Source organism: Pseudomonas sp. JC1203 (genome assembly GCF_056175065.1).
On the sequence record NZ_JBWCAM010000005.1, the window covers coordinates 235,405 to 251,384 of the forward strand.

Genomic DNA, 15,980 nt, shown 5'->3' on the forward strand with positions numbered 1-15,980 from the left:
CGCTGGCCTTCAGCCTCGCTGGAGACCTTCAGTGAACTCAGGGGCCAGCGCAGCCTGGCGGCAGCGGCTACGCGAATTCCTGCGCACATCGCACCTGTAGCAGCGGCGGGGCGGCCATCCGCCGAAGGCCGCGTCCTGGAGCAACGCAGGACCGCCGCCGGACGCAGCCTTCGGCAGCTGCTACGTGGGCGTGCGGAGCCCTCCGATCGCGTCGTTTGCAACGCGGTTTCAAGACAGTTGCTGCCACACGTCAGCCGGGCTGCGCCGCCAGGCTATTGCTGACGTTGCGCCCCAGCACCAGCACCGTGGCAAAGCCTGCGCCCACCAGGGCGGTGGCCAGGCTGAGCAGCACTGAAGTGCCCATCTGGTCGACGATCTGCCCGCCGAAGAACGAGCCCACGGCAATGATCACCTGGAACATCGCCACGAACAGCGGCATGCCGCGCTCGACATCCTTGGGCGCCACCACGAACATCCAGATGCTGGCGCACGCCGGGAAGGCGCCGAAGGCGAAGCCCCACAGCGCAATCAGCATGGCAGCGCCGGTCATGCCGGTGGCGAAGTGCGGGAACAGCGCGGTGCTGACGCCGATCATCAGCGCCACCAGCAACAAGGTGTGGCGCACGCTGCGGTTGGCAGCGAAGCCGGCAAAGATATTGCCCAACACCCCGGCCACGCCGTAAAGCAGCAGAAGCGAGCCAATGGTCGGGCCATCGAAGCCCGAGCTTTGCTTGAAGAACGGCGCGACGTAGGTGTACGCGGCAAAGTGTGCCAGGCCAATCAGCAACACGGCGATCAGGCCCACCCGGGCTTGCGGGTTGATGAACAGCGCCGGCAGGTCACTGACGCGGATGGCCTTGTCGGGGTTAAGCCGCGGCAGCAGGAACACCTGCGCCAACAGTACCGGCACGCCCACCAGCGCGGTCACCAGGAACGTCATGCGCCAGCCCATCAGGCCACTCAGCCAGGTGCCCACCGGCACGCCCAGCACGGTGGCCAGGGTTACGCCCACCATGATGATCGACGTCGCCTGCGCCACGCCGACGCCCTTGGGCGCCAGGCGCCCGCTGAGGGCAATGGCCGTGGCCCAGAAGCCGCCGATACTCACGCCCAGCAGCACGCGGCCGAACAGCAGCAGGTTGAAGTCGCTGGCGTAGGCCACCACCGCGTTGGCGATGATCATGATCAGCGTCAGGCCGATCAGCAGGTAGCGGCGGTCCATGGCACCAATGCCGATCGACAGCAACGGGGCGGCGAGGGCGGCCATGATGCCGGGCAGGGTCACCATCAGGCCGGCGTGGCCGGCGCTGATGCCCAGGTCACTGGCGACGTCGTTGAGCACGCCCACCGGCAGGAATTCGCTGGTCACCAGGGCGAAGGCGCCCACGGCGACGGAAAGAATCGCCAGCCACTGCTGGGCGACGCTTTGCTGGTTATGTTCGGGGAGGCCGCTGGGGGCCTGGCTTGCGCTTGGCATGGTACTGGGTTCCAAGGGGAGAATGCCGCCTGTGCAGGCGGGAGGAGCGGGGGGAAAGTGACGGCGATTATAGGGGGCGGGCCGGGCAACCCGACAGGCGGCCCGTTCGATAGTAAACATCAGTGCCGTTGATAAAACGCCCTGGCCGGCAATAAAAACCTGTCGGCACCCCGCGCGGTTCCATTAGCATGGCCACGCCGAGCTTAGGCGCTGTATGAACAATACGCCGTGTTTTGGCGTTTTATGAACAATACGGTAGCGCTGCACAAAACAAGTGGGAGCTGGCTTGCCAGCGAGCTTTTCGGGCCTTCAAAGCTCGCTGGAAAGCCAGCTCCCACCTTTTGGCAGGCGCCCCCTCCAAAACCAAGAATCTGCCCTGCCTGCCAATGACTGCCTTCTACCTGAAACTGCTCGTCACCCCCACCCTGATGCTGGCCATCTCCCTGGCCGGCAACCGCTGGGGCACGCGCCTCGCCGGCCTGCTCTCGGGGTTGCCGGTCACCTCCGCGTTGATCATGTTGTTCCTCACCCTGGAACAAGGCAATGGCTTCGCCCTGCAGGCCATTCCGGGTGCATTGGCCGGGCTGGCCGCGGTGCAGGCCACCTACCTCGCCTACGTGCTGGTTGCGCAACGTGTTCGCGTGCCGACGGCCTGCGTGGCGGCCCTGGCCACCTACGGCGTCATGGCCACGCTGATGAGCCATGTGGGCAGCCTGCCGGTGTCGGTTATCGTTACGCTGATACTGCTGGCCTCGATCATCGTCGTCACCTCAAACCCGTCACAGCCGGCCGCTGCACGCCTGGTGCAGGTGCCACGCTGGGTGATCCCCATGCGCATGCTGACGGCGACCTTGCTGTTGCTGGCCATTACCGCCAGCGCCACCTGGCTGGGCCCGGTGGCCAGCGGCATGCTCGCACCGATCCCGGTAATCGCCTGGCCGTTGGCGGTGTTCGCGCACGTGCAGGGCGGCCGCCAGGAAATGGGCAAGATCATCCGTGGCAACGCCATTGGCGGCGTCGGGGTGCTGGGGTTCTACCTTGCGTTGGAAATGGCGATGGTGCCGTGGGGCGGGCTGCCGGCCATTGGCGCTGGGGTAGTGTTGGCGGTGGTGGCGACGTTTGTGCTGGCGCGGGTGTTGGACAGGGGGTGATACGCCCCTTGGTTGTCACGAAAAGGCCAGCAGCCGCTCAGCCGCGAGCAACACCGCAATCACAACCATGGCCGCGCCCGACACCCGGCTGACCATCATGGCAACCCCTGGCCGCGAGGCGAGCACGGCGCGGGCGCTGAAGCCGACCGCAAGGTACACCACCCCACAGCTGAGCGCATGCAGCAGCCCCAGCGCCACGATCTGCGCCGGCACCGGCCAGGCGGCCAGGGGGTTGGTGAACTGCGGCAGCAGGGCCAGGAACAGCAACAGCACCTTGGGGTTCAGGCCGCTGATGCACAGCACCGAGCTGGCCGAGCGGGTGGGGTTGAGCCTGTCGCCCTGCCACCGCCGCGTGCGGGCGCTGGAAGAGGCGGGGGTGATTCAGGGGTACCGGGCGCACCTGTCCGGGCCCGCGCTGGGCCTCAACTTTTCATCGTTGGTGTTCGTCACCTTGCGCGAAGGGCACCAGCAGGCAGTAGCGGATTTCGAGGCTGCACTGCCGCGCCTGGCCGCCATCGTGCAGGCCCAGCGTTTGTTTGGTGACCCCGATTACCTGCTGATGGTGGTGACGCAAGACTTGCCGGCGTTTCAGCGCTTGTATGACGAAGAGTTGTCCCGGTTGCCGAACGTGCAGCGGCTGACTTCGACCTTGGTGATGAAGCACGTTATTACGGACAGGCCACTGCCGTTGCCTTGAATGGTTTTGGCGGGGCCAAGCTTGCTGAAACGTTTCTGCGAGGCTATAAAAAGGGACAACTCCAAGAAAGGCTCCCGTCATGACCCCGCTTAAACTCTTTGCCGCCCTCAGCGCCCTGGCCGCTGCCCCCCACGCCATGGCCTGGGATTACGTACTGCTGGACACCGACAAAGCCGCTCAGAACTGGCACGTCACCAGCCAGCAACTGGGGGTAAAAGCCGCCAAACCCTTCAGCGTCACCCTGCGCACCTTGCATGGCGGGCGGCAGGAGGGTGTCAGCATCGTCGACATCGATAACGGTACGATGAAACTCTCGGTAGTGCCGACTCGCGGAATGAACGTGTTGCAGGCCGCGGTGGGCGATGTGCGCATGGGCTGGGATTCGCCGGTCAAGGAAGTGGTCAACCCGTCCTTCATCGAACTCAACGGCCGCGACGGCCTGGGCTGGCTGGAAGGCTTCAATGAGCTGGTCGCCCGCTGCGGCTACGAATGGGTGGGCCACCCCGGCGTCGACAACGGCGAGCTGTTGACCCTGCACGGCCGCGCCGCCAATATTCCTGCAAGCAAAGTCACCCTGCACATCGATGAGCAACCGCCGTACGCCATCACCCTGCGTGGCGAACTCAAGGAACAGGCGTTCAAGAAGGTCGACTTCTCGGTGGCCACCGAACTGGTCACCGAGCCGGGCAGCGTGGTGTTCGCCCTCAACGATACCCTGACCAACAACGGCGACTATGCGAAGGAGTACCAGGCGCTGTACCACAGTAACTTCAGCACCCCGTTCCTGGAGCAGGGCGCCCGTTTCGCCGCGCCGGTGAAACAGGTGTCGCCGTTCAACGACAAGGCCAAGGGCGACCTGCCCGATTGGCAAACCTACCGCGCCCCCACCAAGGATTATGACGAAACGGTTTACAACGTGGTGCCCTATGCCGATGCCAAGGGCGATACGTTGACCGTGTTGCATAACAAGGCTGGCAGCCTGGGTGTGGCGGTCGGTTTCAACACCCGGACGCTGCCGGTGTTTTCCCTGTGGAAAAACACCGATACCCAGGGCCAGGGCTATGTCACGGGGCTGGAACCGGGCACCAGTTTTTCCTACAACCGCCGTTACCAGCGGCCCCTGAACCTGGTACCCACCATTGGGCCGAAAGAACACAAGCAGTTCCACATCAGCTACAGCTTGTTGGCCGATAAAGTGGCAGTGGACAAGGCCTTGAAGCAGGTCAGTGATATTCAGGGTGGGCGCGAAACCGAGGTGCGGCAGACGCCGTTGGTGGATTTGAGCAAGGGGTAGCGCCGGTTGGGTATAGGTAGCGTGGCGCGGGGAACCGCGCCATCCTCATGCTCAAACCTATGCATGCTCGGTCAACTTATTGAATTCCGCCAATGCCGCTTGAAACCGCACCCTGTGGGATGCCGCTCACCATTAGCCTCATCACTCCTCCCCGCAAGCGCAGCAGCTCAAGGCTGCTTACCGCTCCAGAACACTCCAGTTGACCTTCCGGCCAGCTATAGGCCGCGCCTATGTATGGCACTGGAAACACACCGTTCATCTCACCGTAAAAAGAGCGCAACAATGGGCAATCGGCTTACCGATGCCGCGCGCTTTATCGGCCCGAAACGTCTTTGCAGAAGATCGTAGCCACGACTCGATCCTGCTGTTCCGGCCGCAGGGATGCATCGCTTGCTTGCACCCGATTCTCACACTGCCACGAACTACAATAATTTCAGAGGCGTGCACCATGAACGGTATCAATACAGCAGTACCCGGCGCTCAGGACAGTGGCGCCGGCCTGGCCCGGCGGCAGGGTCAGCAGGCCAGGAGCAAACCCTTGAACAAGGCCGTGCTGGGCGTGACCCTCGGTAACATGGTGGAGTGGTTCGACTTCGCTCTCTACTCGTCAATGGCCGTGCTGATTGGCGACATCTTCTTCCACAGTGAAAGCCGTACCACGCAACTGATCGCCATCTATGCGACGTTCGCCGCCGGCTTCCTGATGCGGCCATTGGGCAGCCTGGTGTTTGGGCCCATTGGCGACCGTTTCGGTCGGCGCACGGCATTGACCCTGAGCATCGCCCTGATGGCCGTTGCCACCTTCTGCATTGCGCTGATCCCCTCTTACGAAAGCATCGGCATCCTGGCGCCGATCCTGTTGGTAGCCATGCGCATGCTGCAGGGGCTGTCGACGGGAGGGGAGTACGGTGGCTCGGTGATTTTCATTGCCGAGCATGCACCGGATAAAAGCCGCAGTTTCCTCACCAGTTGGTTGGAGGTGGGCATCCTCTCAGGTTTTTTGCTGGGGGGCGCGGTAGTCAGTGCGCTGATGCTGGCGCTGGGCGAGGACACCATGCGTGCCTGGGGCTGGCGTATTCCCTTCGTGATCGGCGGGCTGTTGGGGGTGATCGCGCTCTACCTGCGGCTCAACCTTGAAGAAACTCCGATCTTCAAGGAAATGCAGGAAAACGAGCGCACGCTCGCTGCCAACAAGCGCAGCCTGGCGTCGATGCTGGTGGAGGAGTGGCCACAACTGCTCAAGAGCGTCGGCTTGGTGGCCATTTACAACGTCTGCTACTACGTGGTGCTGGGCTACATCCCGGGCTATCTGACCAATGAACTGGCCTACTCCAGCAGCTTTGGCAGCGTGCTCGGCATGGTGGGTACGTTGTGCATGTTGGTGCTGGTGCCGTTCTCGGGGCTGCTGGCGGACCGTGTTGGGCGCAAGCGCCTGGTGGCCTTGGGCTGCATGCTGTTGATCGTGTTTGCCATCCCCGCTTTCAAGTTGCTGCAAACCCATAACGTGGTGCTGGTGTACGGCGCGGTACTGAGCCTGCTGTTGGCGCAACTGCTGTTCGAAGGCGCCATGGGGGCCACCCTGGTCTCGCTGTTCAAGGCCCCCGTGCGCTTCAGTGCGCTGGCGCTGAGTTACAACCTGTCGGTGTCGCTGTTCGGTGGTACTGCGCCGTTGATCAACACCTGGCTGATCGGGCGCATCGGCGACACCATGATTCCGGCCTACTACTTGATGGCGGCCGCGGTGGTGGGGCTGATCGCGATACTGCTGGTGGAGGATCGCACTGGCAAACCCATGCCCTGAGCCGGCTCGCCCCCTGACCGGCGGCTGGCCCGCCGGTTTTTATTGGCCAAAAGGAAATGCCCGATGAAACTGTGCTGGATTCACCCCACGGCCCGAAACCCGGCCCTGGAGCCCCTGTGGGCGACCATTCATGAGCGTGTGGGCGCTGTGGTTGCCGCGGACGTGCAACTGGACTTCCGCTTCCTGGCCACCAGCGGTGGTTTCACTCGCTCGCAGTATGCCGAGCACCTGAACTCGGTGTTGATGGTGGAAGCGGCGCTGCAAGCCCAGGCCGATGGGTATGACGGCGTTTACCTGGGGTGCTGGAACGACCCCTTGTGGGAAGCGCGCGAGATGCTCGACATTCCAGTAGCCTCGGTGGGCGAGCAGTCGATGCTGGCTGCCCTGGCCATGGGCCAACGGTTTGCGGTGGTCACGGTCTCGGACAAGACCGCCGTGGCCATCGAGCGCGACATCATCGCCTACGGCCTGCAAGAGCGCTGCATCGCTAGGCCGGCACGGTCCATCACGCCCTATTCCGACGCGCAGTTATTGCTCGAAGCCGTCCATGCGCCTGCGCAGCAGTTCATTCCCCGCTTCGAGGCAGCGGCACACGCGTGCATCAGCGAGGGTGCGGATGTGATTCTGGTGGGGTGCGCCTATTACGGGCCACTGCTGCGTCGCGCAGGCTACAGCCATGTGCAGGGCACGCGGGTGCCCGTGGTGGACTCCTCCACCGTGGGCCTCAAATACCTGGAGGCAATGGTGGGGGTTGCCCGGTGTACCGGGCTGGTGAAAAGCCAGGCGAACCTGTTCGCCGGCATTGCGCCTGAGTCCATTGCCCAGGGCCGCAAGGCCCTGGGTTTGCTGTAGCGATTTACGCGGTGGTGGCGGCGAAGCCGGGCCGAGGGATCTTGCCCATCAGCATGCAATCCAGGCCGCCATTGACCGCCACCTCGCTGCCGCTGATGTACGAGGCGCGGTCGCTGAGCAGGAACAGCACGGCATTGGCGATGTCCTCGGGGGTGCCGATGCGGCGCGTGGCGGTAAAGCCTTCGCGGGCCTCGGTGATGCCGGGGTACTCGTAGTAGGCCGCCGTCAGGGCCGTGCGAATCATCCCCGGCGCCACGCAATTGCTGCGCACACCGTGTGGGCCCCACTCAACGGCCAATTGCTGGGACAGTGCCGACACCGCAGCCTTGCTGGGGGTGTACGCACCGCTGTAAGGCTGGGGGTGGTGGGCCGCAATCGAGCTGATATGCACGATGCTGCCATGGTGCTGGGCGCGCATCTGACGGCCGAACTCGCGGGCGCACAACAGGTAACCGTTGAGGTTGACCGCCAGCAGGGCATTCCAGTCGGCCAGTTCGATGTCGGCCAGGTTCACCGAGCGCAGGATGCCGGCTGCGTTGACCAACGCCCCGCAAGCGCCCAGCTCGTTTGCCACCGCTTCGGCGGCCGTCCTGACCTGGCTTTCGTCGGCAATATCGCAGCCCAGGCTAAGGCGCAGGCCCGGAAAGTGCGCCAGCTTTGCCTGCAGTGTTTCGCAGCCCTGCACATTGCGGTCCAGCAGGGCGACATGGGCGCCGGCTTCGGCCAGCGCCGTGGCGATCGCCGCGCCGATGCCGCTGGCGGCGCCGTTGACGACGCAGACCTTGCCGGCGAGGCCGAGCCAGTCATTGTTGATGGGAGAGGCTGCTGAAGGGGTAGTCATCGTCGAGCTCCTGATGGCGGAAGAGGCTAGCGGTGCCATTGTTGTGCCGGGGCCGGGCGCAGGTAAGGGACGAAGACGGCACGGAACAGGACAATTTCTAACTTCACGGAAGAGGGGCGGATCAACCATGACGCAAGCGTTGCTGCGGGCTATTCCAACGTTCAAGCTGTACGGCGAGACCACACCGTGGGCCGGTCATGCCGTGCTGCACTGCGAGCTCATCTGCGAGCGCAGCAGCTTGCATGGCTGGCACATAGCTAACCACCGGCACGGCGACCTGGTGCACATTGTGTACCTGCGCAGCGGTTCGCTGAACCTGCACCTGGAGGGCGCGGACTATCACGTCGAAGGCCCCTGCGTGATGTTCATACCGGCCATGGCCATCCATGGTTTCCAGCTGCAGGCCGGGGCGGACGGCTATTCGTTGGCGGTGGTGCAGTCGGTGCTGGAGCAGCTCGACCCACAAGGTGGACGCCAGGTGCCGGGTGGGGCCTACCCCTTGGCAGGGACGCCGCAAGCAGGCGCCCTGGAGGCCTTGTTCGGGTTGCTGCACAATGAATACGTCACTGACGACGACGGTAAGGACTGCGCGCTGCGGGGCTTGCTGCAAGCCCTGTTCGTGCAGGTGATGCGCCGGGTGTTTGACGGCGCTGGGCAACAGGTGCCCAATCGCAAGGGGCAGCATTACCTCGCGCGGTTCCAGCGGCGTGTGGAACAGTGCTTCCGGCAGCACCCGGGCATCGAGACCGTGGCGAGCGAACTGGGGATTACCGGCACCTACCTCAACCTGCTGTGCCAGCGGCTGACCGGATGCAGCGCGCTGCAGGTGTTGCATGCGCGAATCATGCTGGAAGCCAGGCGGTTGCTGATCTACACGCCCTTGACCATCGGCCAGGTGGCGGATGACCTGGGTTTTGAAGACCCGGCGTACTTCACCCGCTTCTTCAAGCGCCATGCCGGGGTGTCGCCCAAGGCATTCCGCCTGCAGCGGCATTGAGTGCCGCTGACGCAGCCTGCGGCAGCTGCTACGGGGTTTTTGCGATAGGCCCTGTAGCAGCGGCCGCCAGGCCGCGTCAGGCGGGAGTGCGCTATACCTCCCGGCTCAGTACCTTGATGTCATGGTGCAGAATGCGGTCGTTGTCCGAATAATCCACCAGGCAGTCAATCACGTGCACCCCTGGAGTGCCCAGGCATTCGCGCACCAAGGGTGCGAACGCCTCGGCGCTTGCCACTCGGTGCCCGTGTGCGCCGTAGCTTTGGGCATAGCGCACGAAGTCCGGGTTGCCGTAGTCCAGGCCATAGTCGTTGAAACCCATCTGCTGCTGCTTCCACCGGATCATGCCATAGCCATCGTCACGCAGAATGACCACCACCAGGTTCATCTTGAGCCGCACGGCAGTCTCGATTTCCTGGCTGTTCATCATGAAGCCGCCATCCCCGCACACGGCCACGATGGGAGTATGGGGGTGTACCAGGCGCGCGGCCATGGCCGAGGGCAGGCCGGCGCCCATGGTGGCCAGGGCGTTGTCCAGCAGCACGGTGTTGGGCATGTAGGCCTTGTAGTTGCGGGCAAACCAGATCTTGTACACGCCATTGTCCAGCGCCACGATGCCGTCGGATGGCAGCACGCTGCGCAGGTCGGCCACCAGGCGCTGCGGGTAGACCGGGAAGCGCGGGTCATCGGCGCCTTCAGCCACGTGCGCCTCGTTGGCTTCGCGGATGTGCAGCAGACGCTCGAAGTCCCAGGTCGACTGCACGGTGATGCTGTCCTTGATCTGCCAGATGGCGTTGGCGATGTCACCCACCACCTCTACTTGCGGAAAGTACACCGGGTCCACCTCGGCCGAGCGGAAGCTGATGTGAACCACCTCGGTGCCGCCACGCACCATGAAGAAGGGCGGCTTCTCCATCACGTCATGGCCAATGTTGACGATCAGGTCCGCCGACTCCAGCGCCCGGTGCACGAAGTCACCGGCTGACAGTGCGGTGTTGCCCAGGAAGCGCGGGTGACGCTCGTCGACCACGCCTTTGCCCATTTGCGTGGTGATGAAGGGGATGCCGGTTTTTTCGATCAGCTGACGCAACATGCGTGCAGTCATCTTGCGGTTGGCGCCCGCGCCTATCACCAGCACCGGGCTGCGTGCGGCCTCAAGCTTGGCCACGGCCGCGCGCACGGCTTTCTCTTCGGCAATGGGGCGGCGGCACAGGCTTGGCGCAATGGGCGTACTGTCGGTGAATTCGGCGGCGATATCCTCGGGCAGTTCCAGGTGCACCGAGCCAGGTTTTTCGTCCTCGGCCAAGCGGATGGCCTCGCGAATGCGCGAAGGGATGTTGTCGGCCGAGGCCAGTTGGTGCGTGTACTTGGTCAGTGGCGCCATCATCCCGCAGACGTCGAGTATCTGGAACCGGCCCTGCTTGGACTTCTTGATCGGCTTTTGCCCGGTGATCATCAGCATCGGCATGCCCCCCAGGTAGGCATAGGCCCCGGCTGTGACCAGGTTGGTGGCGCCTGGCCCCAGCGTCGACAGGCACACGCCGGTCTTGCCGGTGAGGCGCCCATAGGTGGCCGCCATGAAACCGGCGGGTTGCTCGTGGCGGGTCAATATCAGCTGGATGGAGGAGCGTGACAGGGAGTCCAGCAAGTCGAGGTTTTCCTCGCCGGGGATACCGAACACATACTCCACGCCTTCGTTTTCCAGGCACTGCACAACGAGTTCAGAAGCTTTGATCATGGCGGCTCAATCGTTCTCAAGGGAAGGGACGGGGCAAAAAAAAGCCGCGACAGGGGTCGCGGCCGCTGGTGCAATGCAGTGGTCAGTCGGCGACGATGGCGTAGGTCTCGATTTCGACCTTCTGCCAGGGGCGCAGCATGGAGTCGACCTGAATCAGGCTGCTGGCCGGGCGGATGCCGTCGAACACTTCGCTGTGGGCCTTGGCCACCTGGGCGGCATCGTTGATGTCACGCAGGTAGACCACGGTGCGCACCACGTCTTCCACGCTCATGCCAGCCTCGGCCAGCACGTTGCGCACGGTGGCCAGGATGGCCTTGGCCTGTTCGCCGGCATTGCTGTGTTCGTGGTCCGGCGAGGCGCAGGTGCCGGAGATGTGCAGGTGGTTGCCGACGCGCACGGCACGTGAGTAGCCGAACACCGATTCGTACTGGCCGCCCGAGGAAATGTTTTGACGCGAGGTTGGAGTAGTCATCATGGGTCTCATTGTGGGAGAGGTTTGCCGGTGGAGTCCTTGACGAACAGGACGGAAATCAGGCCGACCACGGCGCCGGCGATCAGGTACCAGGCCGGTATCATCTGGTTGCCCGTGGCGTTGATCAGCCAGGTATTGATCAGTGGGGCGGTGCCGCCAAACAGCGACACGGCGATGTTGTAGCTGATGGCCAGGGCGCTGAAGCGTACCCGTGAGCCGAACAGCGACGTCAGCGTGGCCGGCATGGCGCCTTCGAAGAACAGTTGCGCCAGGGTCAAGGTCAGCAAGGCAGCCAGCAACAGCGGCAGCGACTTGCTGTGCAGCAGCATGAAGCAGGGAATGGTCAGCACGATCAGCAGGGCGCAGCCGGCGATGATCATGGTCTTGCGGCCGATGCGGTCCGCCAGCAGGCCGGATACCGGGATCAGCACCAGCATGAACAGCGTGGCGGTCATGCCCACGCTCAGGCTGAAGCTGTTGCTGTAGCCCAGCACGTTCTCCAGGTAGCCGGGGATGTACCCCAGGATGATGTAGTAGGTCACGTTGAACACCGTCACCAGGCCCATGCACTTGAGCAGTTGCGGCCACTCATTCAACAGCAAGGTGAAGAGGCTGGCCTTGGCACCGGCGCTGGCTTTCTGCGCGGCTTCGTTTTCCTGCATTTGCTGGAAAACCGGGGTTTCTTCCAGGCCGAGGCGCAAGTACAGGGCGATCATGCCCAACAGGCCGCCGACGGCAAAAGGCACGCGCCAGCCCCAGTCAGCCATGGTGGCTTCGCCCAGCGTCAGGGTGAACAGGCTGACCACCGCGCCACCCAGCAGGAAACCGGAGATATTGCCGAACTCCAGCCAGCTGGTGAGGAAACTGCGGCGCTTGTCCGGCGCGTGCTCGGCGATGAAGGTGCACGAACCGCCGTACTCGCCGCCCGTTGACAGGCCTTGCAGCAGGCGCATCAGGATCAGCAATATCGGGGCGAACGCGCCGATGCTGGCGTAGCTGGGTATCAGCGCAATGGCGAACGTGGCCACCGCCATCAGCGAGATGCTCAGCGACAGCGCCATGCGTCGCCCGTACTTGTCGCCGATGGGGCCGAACACCAGGCTGCCCAGGGGGCGGATGAGGAAACCGGCGGCGAAGGTTGCGTAAATCGCCAGCAGTTGCGTGGTGGGGTTGTCGTTGTGGAAGAAAGTCTTGCCGATGATGCCGGCCAGTGATGAGTACAACGCAAAGTCAAACCATTCGACCATGTTGCCCAGGGTCACGCCGACCACGGCCTTGGTCATTGGTTTGCGCGAGGTCGATGCCTTGGCGCGCGGGGTGGACATGTCGTGCGAGGTTGAGGAAACGTAGAGTTCGCCCATGATCTTGCCCTCTGGAATAATTGTAATGAGGCAGCAGTCAGGAGGAAGGGCAGGCCCACGTCTTGGCGCGTGGGGCCTGCGATCGGGTTAGCGCATGAACACACCGCCGGCGATGCACAGCGATTCGCCCGTGACGTAGGACGGCTTGGCGCTGAGCTGCCACACCCAGTCGGCGATTTCGTCAACGCGGGCGGCGCGCTTGAGTGGGATCGACGCAATGGCCGCTTCGATGCGGCCACCGGCACGGGTGCCTTCGGTGTCAACCCAGCCCGGCGCCAGGGCGTTGACCACGATGTTGTGGTCGGCCAGTTCAATCGCCAGCGAGCGGGTCATGGACACCACGGCGGCTTTCGAGGCGCTGTACAGCAGTTGGTTCTTGGACACCGTGAAGGCATCCACCGAAGCGAAGAACACGATGGCGCCGCCACCGGCGGCCTTCAAGTGCCGGGTGCCGATGCGGGCGATGTTCAGCGAGCCCAGCACGTTGATGTCGAAGATCTTGCGGTACAGCGCGTCGCTGTAGCTTTCCAGCGACGAGGTCGGGAAGATCCCGGCCGCGTTGATGACGGCTTTCAAGGGTGCCTTGCCATCAAGGGCGGCGTCGATGGCACTGGTCAGCTCTGCTTCGCGGGTGATGTCACCCACCACGGGGGAGAACAGGGCGCTGGGCGCCTGGGTGCTGGGTGCGACGTCGACGGCCACCACGTGCCAGCCTTCGGCCTGGAAACGTTGGGCGACAGCCTGGCCCATGCCGGAAGACGTGCCGGTGATGATGACGCTGGCGGTAGGTGCAGTAGTCATGATGAGTAATCCAGTCAGGCCAGTTGAGCGATAGGGGCGGCGGGTTGCAGGGACAGTTCCATGACATCCAGTTGGCTCTGGGTGTCCTTGTAGCTGGCCAGCCATTCGCGCTTGATGATGTCGATGCGCGAGTCTGCCGGTTGCAGCCTGGCGAACTTGGCAGCCAGGCCATTCATGCCGGCGGCGCGCAGTTTCAGGAAGCGCATAACCAATTTGGTCTGGTCGCAGTACACCGGCCATTGCGGGCCGCGCGGGGCGCCCAGGCCGATGTAGAACAGGCCTTCGACGTTGGTCGGCAGGGTCATGGCGGCGGTGCGCAAGGGCGCACCGTCGCGCCATTGCAGCAGGTTCTCGTCCATGAACGGCAGGCGGGTGTTGAAGCCGGTCGCCCATACGATGGTGTCGTAGTCACCCTGGCTGCCATCGCTGAAGGTGACGGTCTTGCCTTCAATGTGCTCGATGCCCGGGGCCACCTTGATGCGGCCGTGCTGAATCCAGTACAGCAGCAGGGTGTTGACCACCGGCGGCTGTTCGTCCAGGTCATAGCTTTCCGGGGCGGGCAGGCCGGGGTAGTTGGTGTGCGAGCCGACGGTGGCCATGATCAGCATGTTCATGACCATGTTCTGCTGTTCGGGCGGCAATTGGCCAAGGAAGGGCAGCTCGCCACGGGGCACGCCGAAGATGGTCTTGGGCTGGAACAGCTGGCCGCGGCGGATCACGATGGTGGTGTCCAGGCGCGCCTGGGCGGCGTCCACCGCCAGGTCGCAACCGGAGTTGCCGAAGCCCACCACCAGGACCTTGCCTTCCACCTGTTTGACGTTGCGGTATTCACCCGAGTGAATGGACACGCCGGTGAAGCCTTTACCCACCTCGGGGATCTTGCAGTCCCACAAATGGCCGTTGGCAACCAGCACCCCGGCGTAGCGCTTGCTGGTGCCGTCGGCCAGGGTGACCTGCCAGCCTGCTTCGCCGTTGTCGCCCAGGGGTACCATGGTGCGCACTTCGGTGTTGAAAGTGATCTTCTCGCGCAGGCCGAAGGTGTCGGTGTAGGCGTTCATGTACGCCTTGACCTGGTCGCGGCTGGGGTACACCGGGTAGTCCGCGGGCATCGGGAAACCGTCGAAGCACGAGCTGCTTTTTGGGGTAATCAGGTGCAGTGCGTCGTAGTCGGTATTCCAGTGGCCGCCGATGTTCGCCGATTTCTCGTAACAGTCCACCTGGAAGCCGGCGTCGGTCATGGTCTTCAGCGCTGCCAAGCCTGCGGCCCCCGCGCCAATGATGCAGTACTGCAATTGAGTGGACATGGTTGACTCCCCATTCATCGAACGTTGGAAGCGCCTGTTGTCGGCGTCCGTGGGGTCAGTATCCAACCGGCCCGCGTTCGGATGAATGGGCAAAATAAAGTGCTTCGTATAGGCAAAGCCTATGCCTACTGCGACTCCAGGTGGGCATACAACGCCTGGATACGACTCAGGTGGCTGCGCATCAGGTTCATCAGCACCCGTGTGGGCGGGGAGATGGGCGTGTCATGGCGGTGGATGAAGCCGAATACCTCGAAGATGGGCGGGTTGATCGGCACCCAGCCCAGGCGGTCGTTGAAGCCCAGCTGATGCAGGATAGGGCGGGTGGCAATGACGTCCCCAAGCCCCCGTGCGGCCAGTTCGAAGCCGGTGACCTGGTGCTCCACCTCGATGATCGGGTCCAGCACCTCGCCGCCCTTGGCGGCCAACTGGGCGAGCAGGCGGCGGATTGGGTCGGCGGTTTTCCAGCGTGCCTCGGTCAGGATCAGCGGCGCCGTGGCCAGGTCGCTGATGGTTTTCGGGCCCTGCAGATGCTCGGGGTTGGCGCTGATATAGCCCACCTGCGCCGACCAGACCGGCTCGCTGACGGTCAGGTTCTGCTGCTTGATGGGCAGCATCACCAGGCCCGCCTCGATCTCGCCGTGGCTGACCAACTCAGCGATCTCGGACGAGTTGTAGCCCACGATCTTGATGCGCATGTCGGGGTGCTGGGTGCGGAATTGTTCGATCAGGTCGGTGAGGAAATAATGGTGCGCCGTGCCGAAGGTGCCGAAACTGGCAACCCCGCCACTGAGTTCACGCACCGCTTGCACGGCCTCGTAGCCCTGGCGGGCGGCGGTGACCATGCCCTGCGCGAAAGGCTGCAGGCGCCGCCCGGCCTCGGTAAGCACCAGGCGCCGGTTGGTGCGGATGAATACGTGAGTGCCCAGGTGCTCTTCCAGGCGCAGAATCTGCTCGGACAGCGAGGGCTGGGCGATGTGCAGGCTTTCGGCGGCCTTGGAAAAAGTCCCGTGCTCGATTGCTGCCAGAAAATAGGTCAGTTGCTGCAGTGTCATGTGAGGGGTCAACCGTTCTTTGCCTGTTCTCGGTAGGGGCTAGGCGCTGCCTTGCATGATGACCGAAATCGGCGGGGAACGGCTTGCCAAAAGCGCCGCTGCCGCGCACCCCCAGCGTCCGCTGAAGGGTTGTAGCAGCGGCCGC

At 63.7% G+C, this 15,980-nt stretch carries 14 protein-coding genes and 1 pseudogene; 6 read left to right on the plus strand and 9 right to left on the minus strand.

What is annotated here, in order from left to right:
* Nucleotides 1–250 precede the first annotated feature (250 nt).
* Entirely contained in the window at nt 251–1,477 is a 1,227-nt protein-coding gene (locus tag AC0SZ7_RS10285) for an MFS transporter (RefSeq protein WP_475504297.1), read from the minus strand.
* 386 nt (nt 1,478–1,863) lie between these two features.
* Here AC0SZ7_RS10285 and AC0SZ7_RS10290 point away from each other — a divergent pair, with 386 nt between their 5' ends.
* Nucleotides 1,864–2,628, plus strand: a complete 765-nt coding sequence (locus AC0SZ7_RS10290) for a hypothetical protein (protein WP_475504298.1) — start codon at nt 1,864–1,866, stop codon at nt 2,626–2,628.
* A 15-nt stretch (nt 2,629–2,643) separates the two neighbouring features.
* Here AC0SZ7_RS10290 and AC0SZ7_RS10295 read toward each other — a convergent pair.
* Nucleotides 2,644–2,928: pseudogene (locus AC0SZ7_RS10295) on the minus strand (LysE family transporter); the annotation flags it as partial.
* Between AC0SZ7_RS10295 and AC0SZ7_RS10300 the strand changes: the two are divergent.
* The 4 genes from AC0SZ7_RS10300 to AC0SZ7_RS10315 all read left to right on the plus strand — a co-directional run bounded on the left by AC0SZ7_RS10300 (nt 2,921) and on the right by AC0SZ7_RS10315 (nt 7,272).
* On the plus strand, nt 2,921–3,325 hold the full coding sequence (locus AC0SZ7_RS10300; RefSeq protein ID WP_475504299.1) for an Lrp/AsnC family transcriptional regulator: 405 nt from the start codon (nt 2,921–2,923) through the stop codon (nt 3,323–3,325). The pseudogene AC0SZ7_RS10295 and the gene AC0SZ7_RS10300 overlap by 8 nt on opposite strands.
* Nucleotides 3,326–3,404: 79 nt before the next feature.
* Entirely contained in the window at nt 3,405–4,619 is a 1,215-nt protein-coding gene (locus tag AC0SZ7_RS10305) for an aldose 1-epimerase family protein (protein WP_475504300.1), read from the plus strand.
* A gap of 448 nt (nt 4,620–5,067) precedes the next feature.
* Nucleotides 5,068–6,420 carry an MFS transporter gene (locus tag AC0SZ7_RS10310; RefSeq protein ID WP_475504301.1) on the plus strand — a complete coding sequence of 451 codons (1,353 nt, stop codon included), beginning with the start codon at nt 5,068–5,070 and terminating at the stop codon, nt 6,418–6,420.
* Between the two features lie 63 nt (nt 6,421–6,483).
* A complete protein-coding gene (locus AC0SZ7_RS10315) occupies nt 6,484–7,272 on the plus strand; it encodes an aspartate/glutamate racemase family protein (RefSeq protein ID WP_475504302.1) in 789 nt (262 codons plus the stop codon).
* Between the two features lie 4 nt (nt 7,273–7,276).
* On the opposite strand, the gene AC0SZ7_RS10320 is transcribed toward AC0SZ7_RS10315, so the two are convergent.
* Nucleotides 7,277–8,113: an SDR family NAD(P)-dependent oxidoreductase gene (locus AC0SZ7_RS10320; RefSeq protein ID WP_475504303.1), complete on the minus strand. Its 837-nt coding sequence runs from the start codon at nt 8,111–8,113 to the stop codon at nt 7,277–7,279.
* 127 nt (nt 8,114–8,240) lie between these two features.
* Between AC0SZ7_RS10320 and AC0SZ7_RS10325 the strand changes: the two genes are divergently transcribed.
* Nucleotides 8,241–9,110, plus strand: a complete 870-nt coding sequence (locus AC0SZ7_RS10325) for a helix-turn-helix domain-containing protein (RefSeq protein WP_475504304.1) — start codon at nt 8,241–8,243, stop codon at nt 9,108–9,110.
* A 91-nt stretch (nt 9,111–9,201) separates the two neighbouring features.
* On the opposite strand, the gene AC0SZ7_RS10330 is transcribed toward AC0SZ7_RS10325, so the two are convergent.
* The 6 genes from AC0SZ7_RS10330 to AC0SZ7_RS10355 all read right to left on the minus strand — a co-directional run bounded on the left by AC0SZ7_RS10330 (nt 9,202) and on the right by AC0SZ7_RS10355 (nt 15,835).
* Complete coding sequence (locus tag AC0SZ7_RS10330) at nt 9,202–10,845, minus strand: acetolactate synthase large subunit (protein WP_475504305.1); 1,644 nt, start codon at nt 10,843–10,845, stop codon at nt 9,202–9,204.
* Nucleotides 10,846–10,927: 82 nt separating this feature from the next.
* Entirely contained in the window at nt 10,928–11,317 is a 390-nt protein-coding gene (locus AC0SZ7_RS10335) for a Rid family hydrolase (RefSeq protein WP_475504306.1), read from the minus strand.
* 8 nt (nt 11,318–11,325) lie between these two features.
* Nucleotides 11,326–12,678, minus strand: coding sequence for an MFS transporter (locus AC0SZ7_RS10340; protein WP_475504307.1), 1,353 nt, complete (start codon nt 12,676–12,678; stop codon nt 11,326–11,328).
* Nucleotides 12,679–12,765: 87 nt separating this feature from the next.
* Nucleotides 12,766–13,479: an SDR family NAD(P)-dependent oxidoreductase gene (locus AC0SZ7_RS10345; protein WP_475504308.1), complete on the minus strand. Its 714-nt coding sequence runs from the start codon at nt 13,477–13,479 to the stop codon at nt 12,766–12,768.
* Nucleotides 13,480–13,493: 14 nt separating this feature from the next.
* Nucleotides 13,494–14,783 (minus strand): flavin-containing monooxygenase, encoded by a 1,290-nt coding sequence (locus AC0SZ7_RS10350; RefSeq protein ID WP_475504309.1) that lies wholly within the window; start codon nt 14,781–14,783, stop codon nt 13,494–13,496.
* Between the two features lie 125 nt (nt 14,784–14,908).
* The gene (locus AC0SZ7_RS10355; RefSeq protein WP_475504310.1) at nt 14,909–15,835 is read right to left on the minus strand and encodes a LysR family transcriptional regulator; all 927 of its coding nucleotides are present in this window, start codon (nt 15,833–15,835) and stop codon (nt 14,909–14,911) included.
* Between the last annotated feature and the right edge of the window lie 145 nt (nt 15,836–15,980).

Excerpts from the sequence above, each read along its gene's own strand:
- AC0SZ7_RS10285 (WP_475504297.1), bottom strand. The coding sequence starts at position 1,477 with ATGCCAAGCGCAAGCCAGGCCCCCAGCGGCCTCCCCGAACATAACCAG.
- AC0SZ7_RS10290 (WP_475504298.1), top strand. The coding sequence starts at position 1,864 with ATGACTGCCTTCTACCTGAAACTGCTCGTCACCCCCACCCTGATGCTG.
- AC0SZ7_RS10300 (WP_475504299.1), top strand. The coding sequence starts at position 2,921 with ATGCACAGCACCGAGCTGGCCGAGCGGGTGGGGTTGAGCCTGTCGCCC.
- AC0SZ7_RS10305 (WP_475504300.1), top strand. The coding sequence starts at position 3,405 with ATGACCCCGCTTAAACTCTTTGCCGCCCTCAGCGCCCTGGCCGCTGCC.
- AC0SZ7_RS10310 (WP_475504301.1), top strand. The coding sequence starts at position 5,068 with ATGAACGGTATCAATACAGCAGTACCCGGCGCTCAGGACAGTGGCGCC.
- AC0SZ7_RS10315 (WP_475504302.1), top strand. The coding sequence starts at position 6,484 with ATGAAACTGTGCTGGATTCACCCCACGGCCCGAAACCCGGCCCTGGAG.
- AC0SZ7_RS10320 (WP_475504303.1), bottom strand. The coding sequence starts at position 8,113 with ATGACTACCCCTTCAGCAGCCTCTCCCATCAACAATGACTGGCTCGGC.
- AC0SZ7_RS10325 (WP_475504304.1), top strand. The coding sequence starts at position 8,241 with ATGACGCAAGCGTTGCTGCGGGCTATTCCAACGTTCAAGCTGTACGGC.
- AC0SZ7_RS10330 (WP_475504305.1), bottom strand. The coding sequence starts at position 10,845 with ATGATCAAAGCTTCTGAACTCGTTGTGCAGTGCCTGGAAAACGAAGGC.
- AC0SZ7_RS10335 (WP_475504306.1), bottom strand. The coding sequence starts at position 11,317 with ATGACTACTCCAACCTCGCGTCAAAACATTTCCTCGGGCGGCCAGTAC.
- AC0SZ7_RS10340 (WP_475504307.1), bottom strand. The coding sequence starts at position 12,678 with ATGGGCGAACTCTACGTTTCCTCAACCTCGCACGACATGTCCACCCCG.
- AC0SZ7_RS10345 (WP_475504308.1), bottom strand. The coding sequence starts at position 13,479 with ATGACTACTGCACCTACCGCCAGCGTCATCATCACCGGCACGTCTTCC.
- AC0SZ7_RS10350 (WP_475504309.1), bottom strand. The coding sequence starts at position 14,783 with ATGTCCACTCAATTGCAGTACTGCATCATTGGCGCGGGGGCCGCAGGC.
- AC0SZ7_RS10355 (WP_475504310.1), bottom strand. The coding sequence starts at position 15,835 with ATGACACTGCAGCAACTGACCTATTTTCTGGCAGCAATCGAGCACGGG.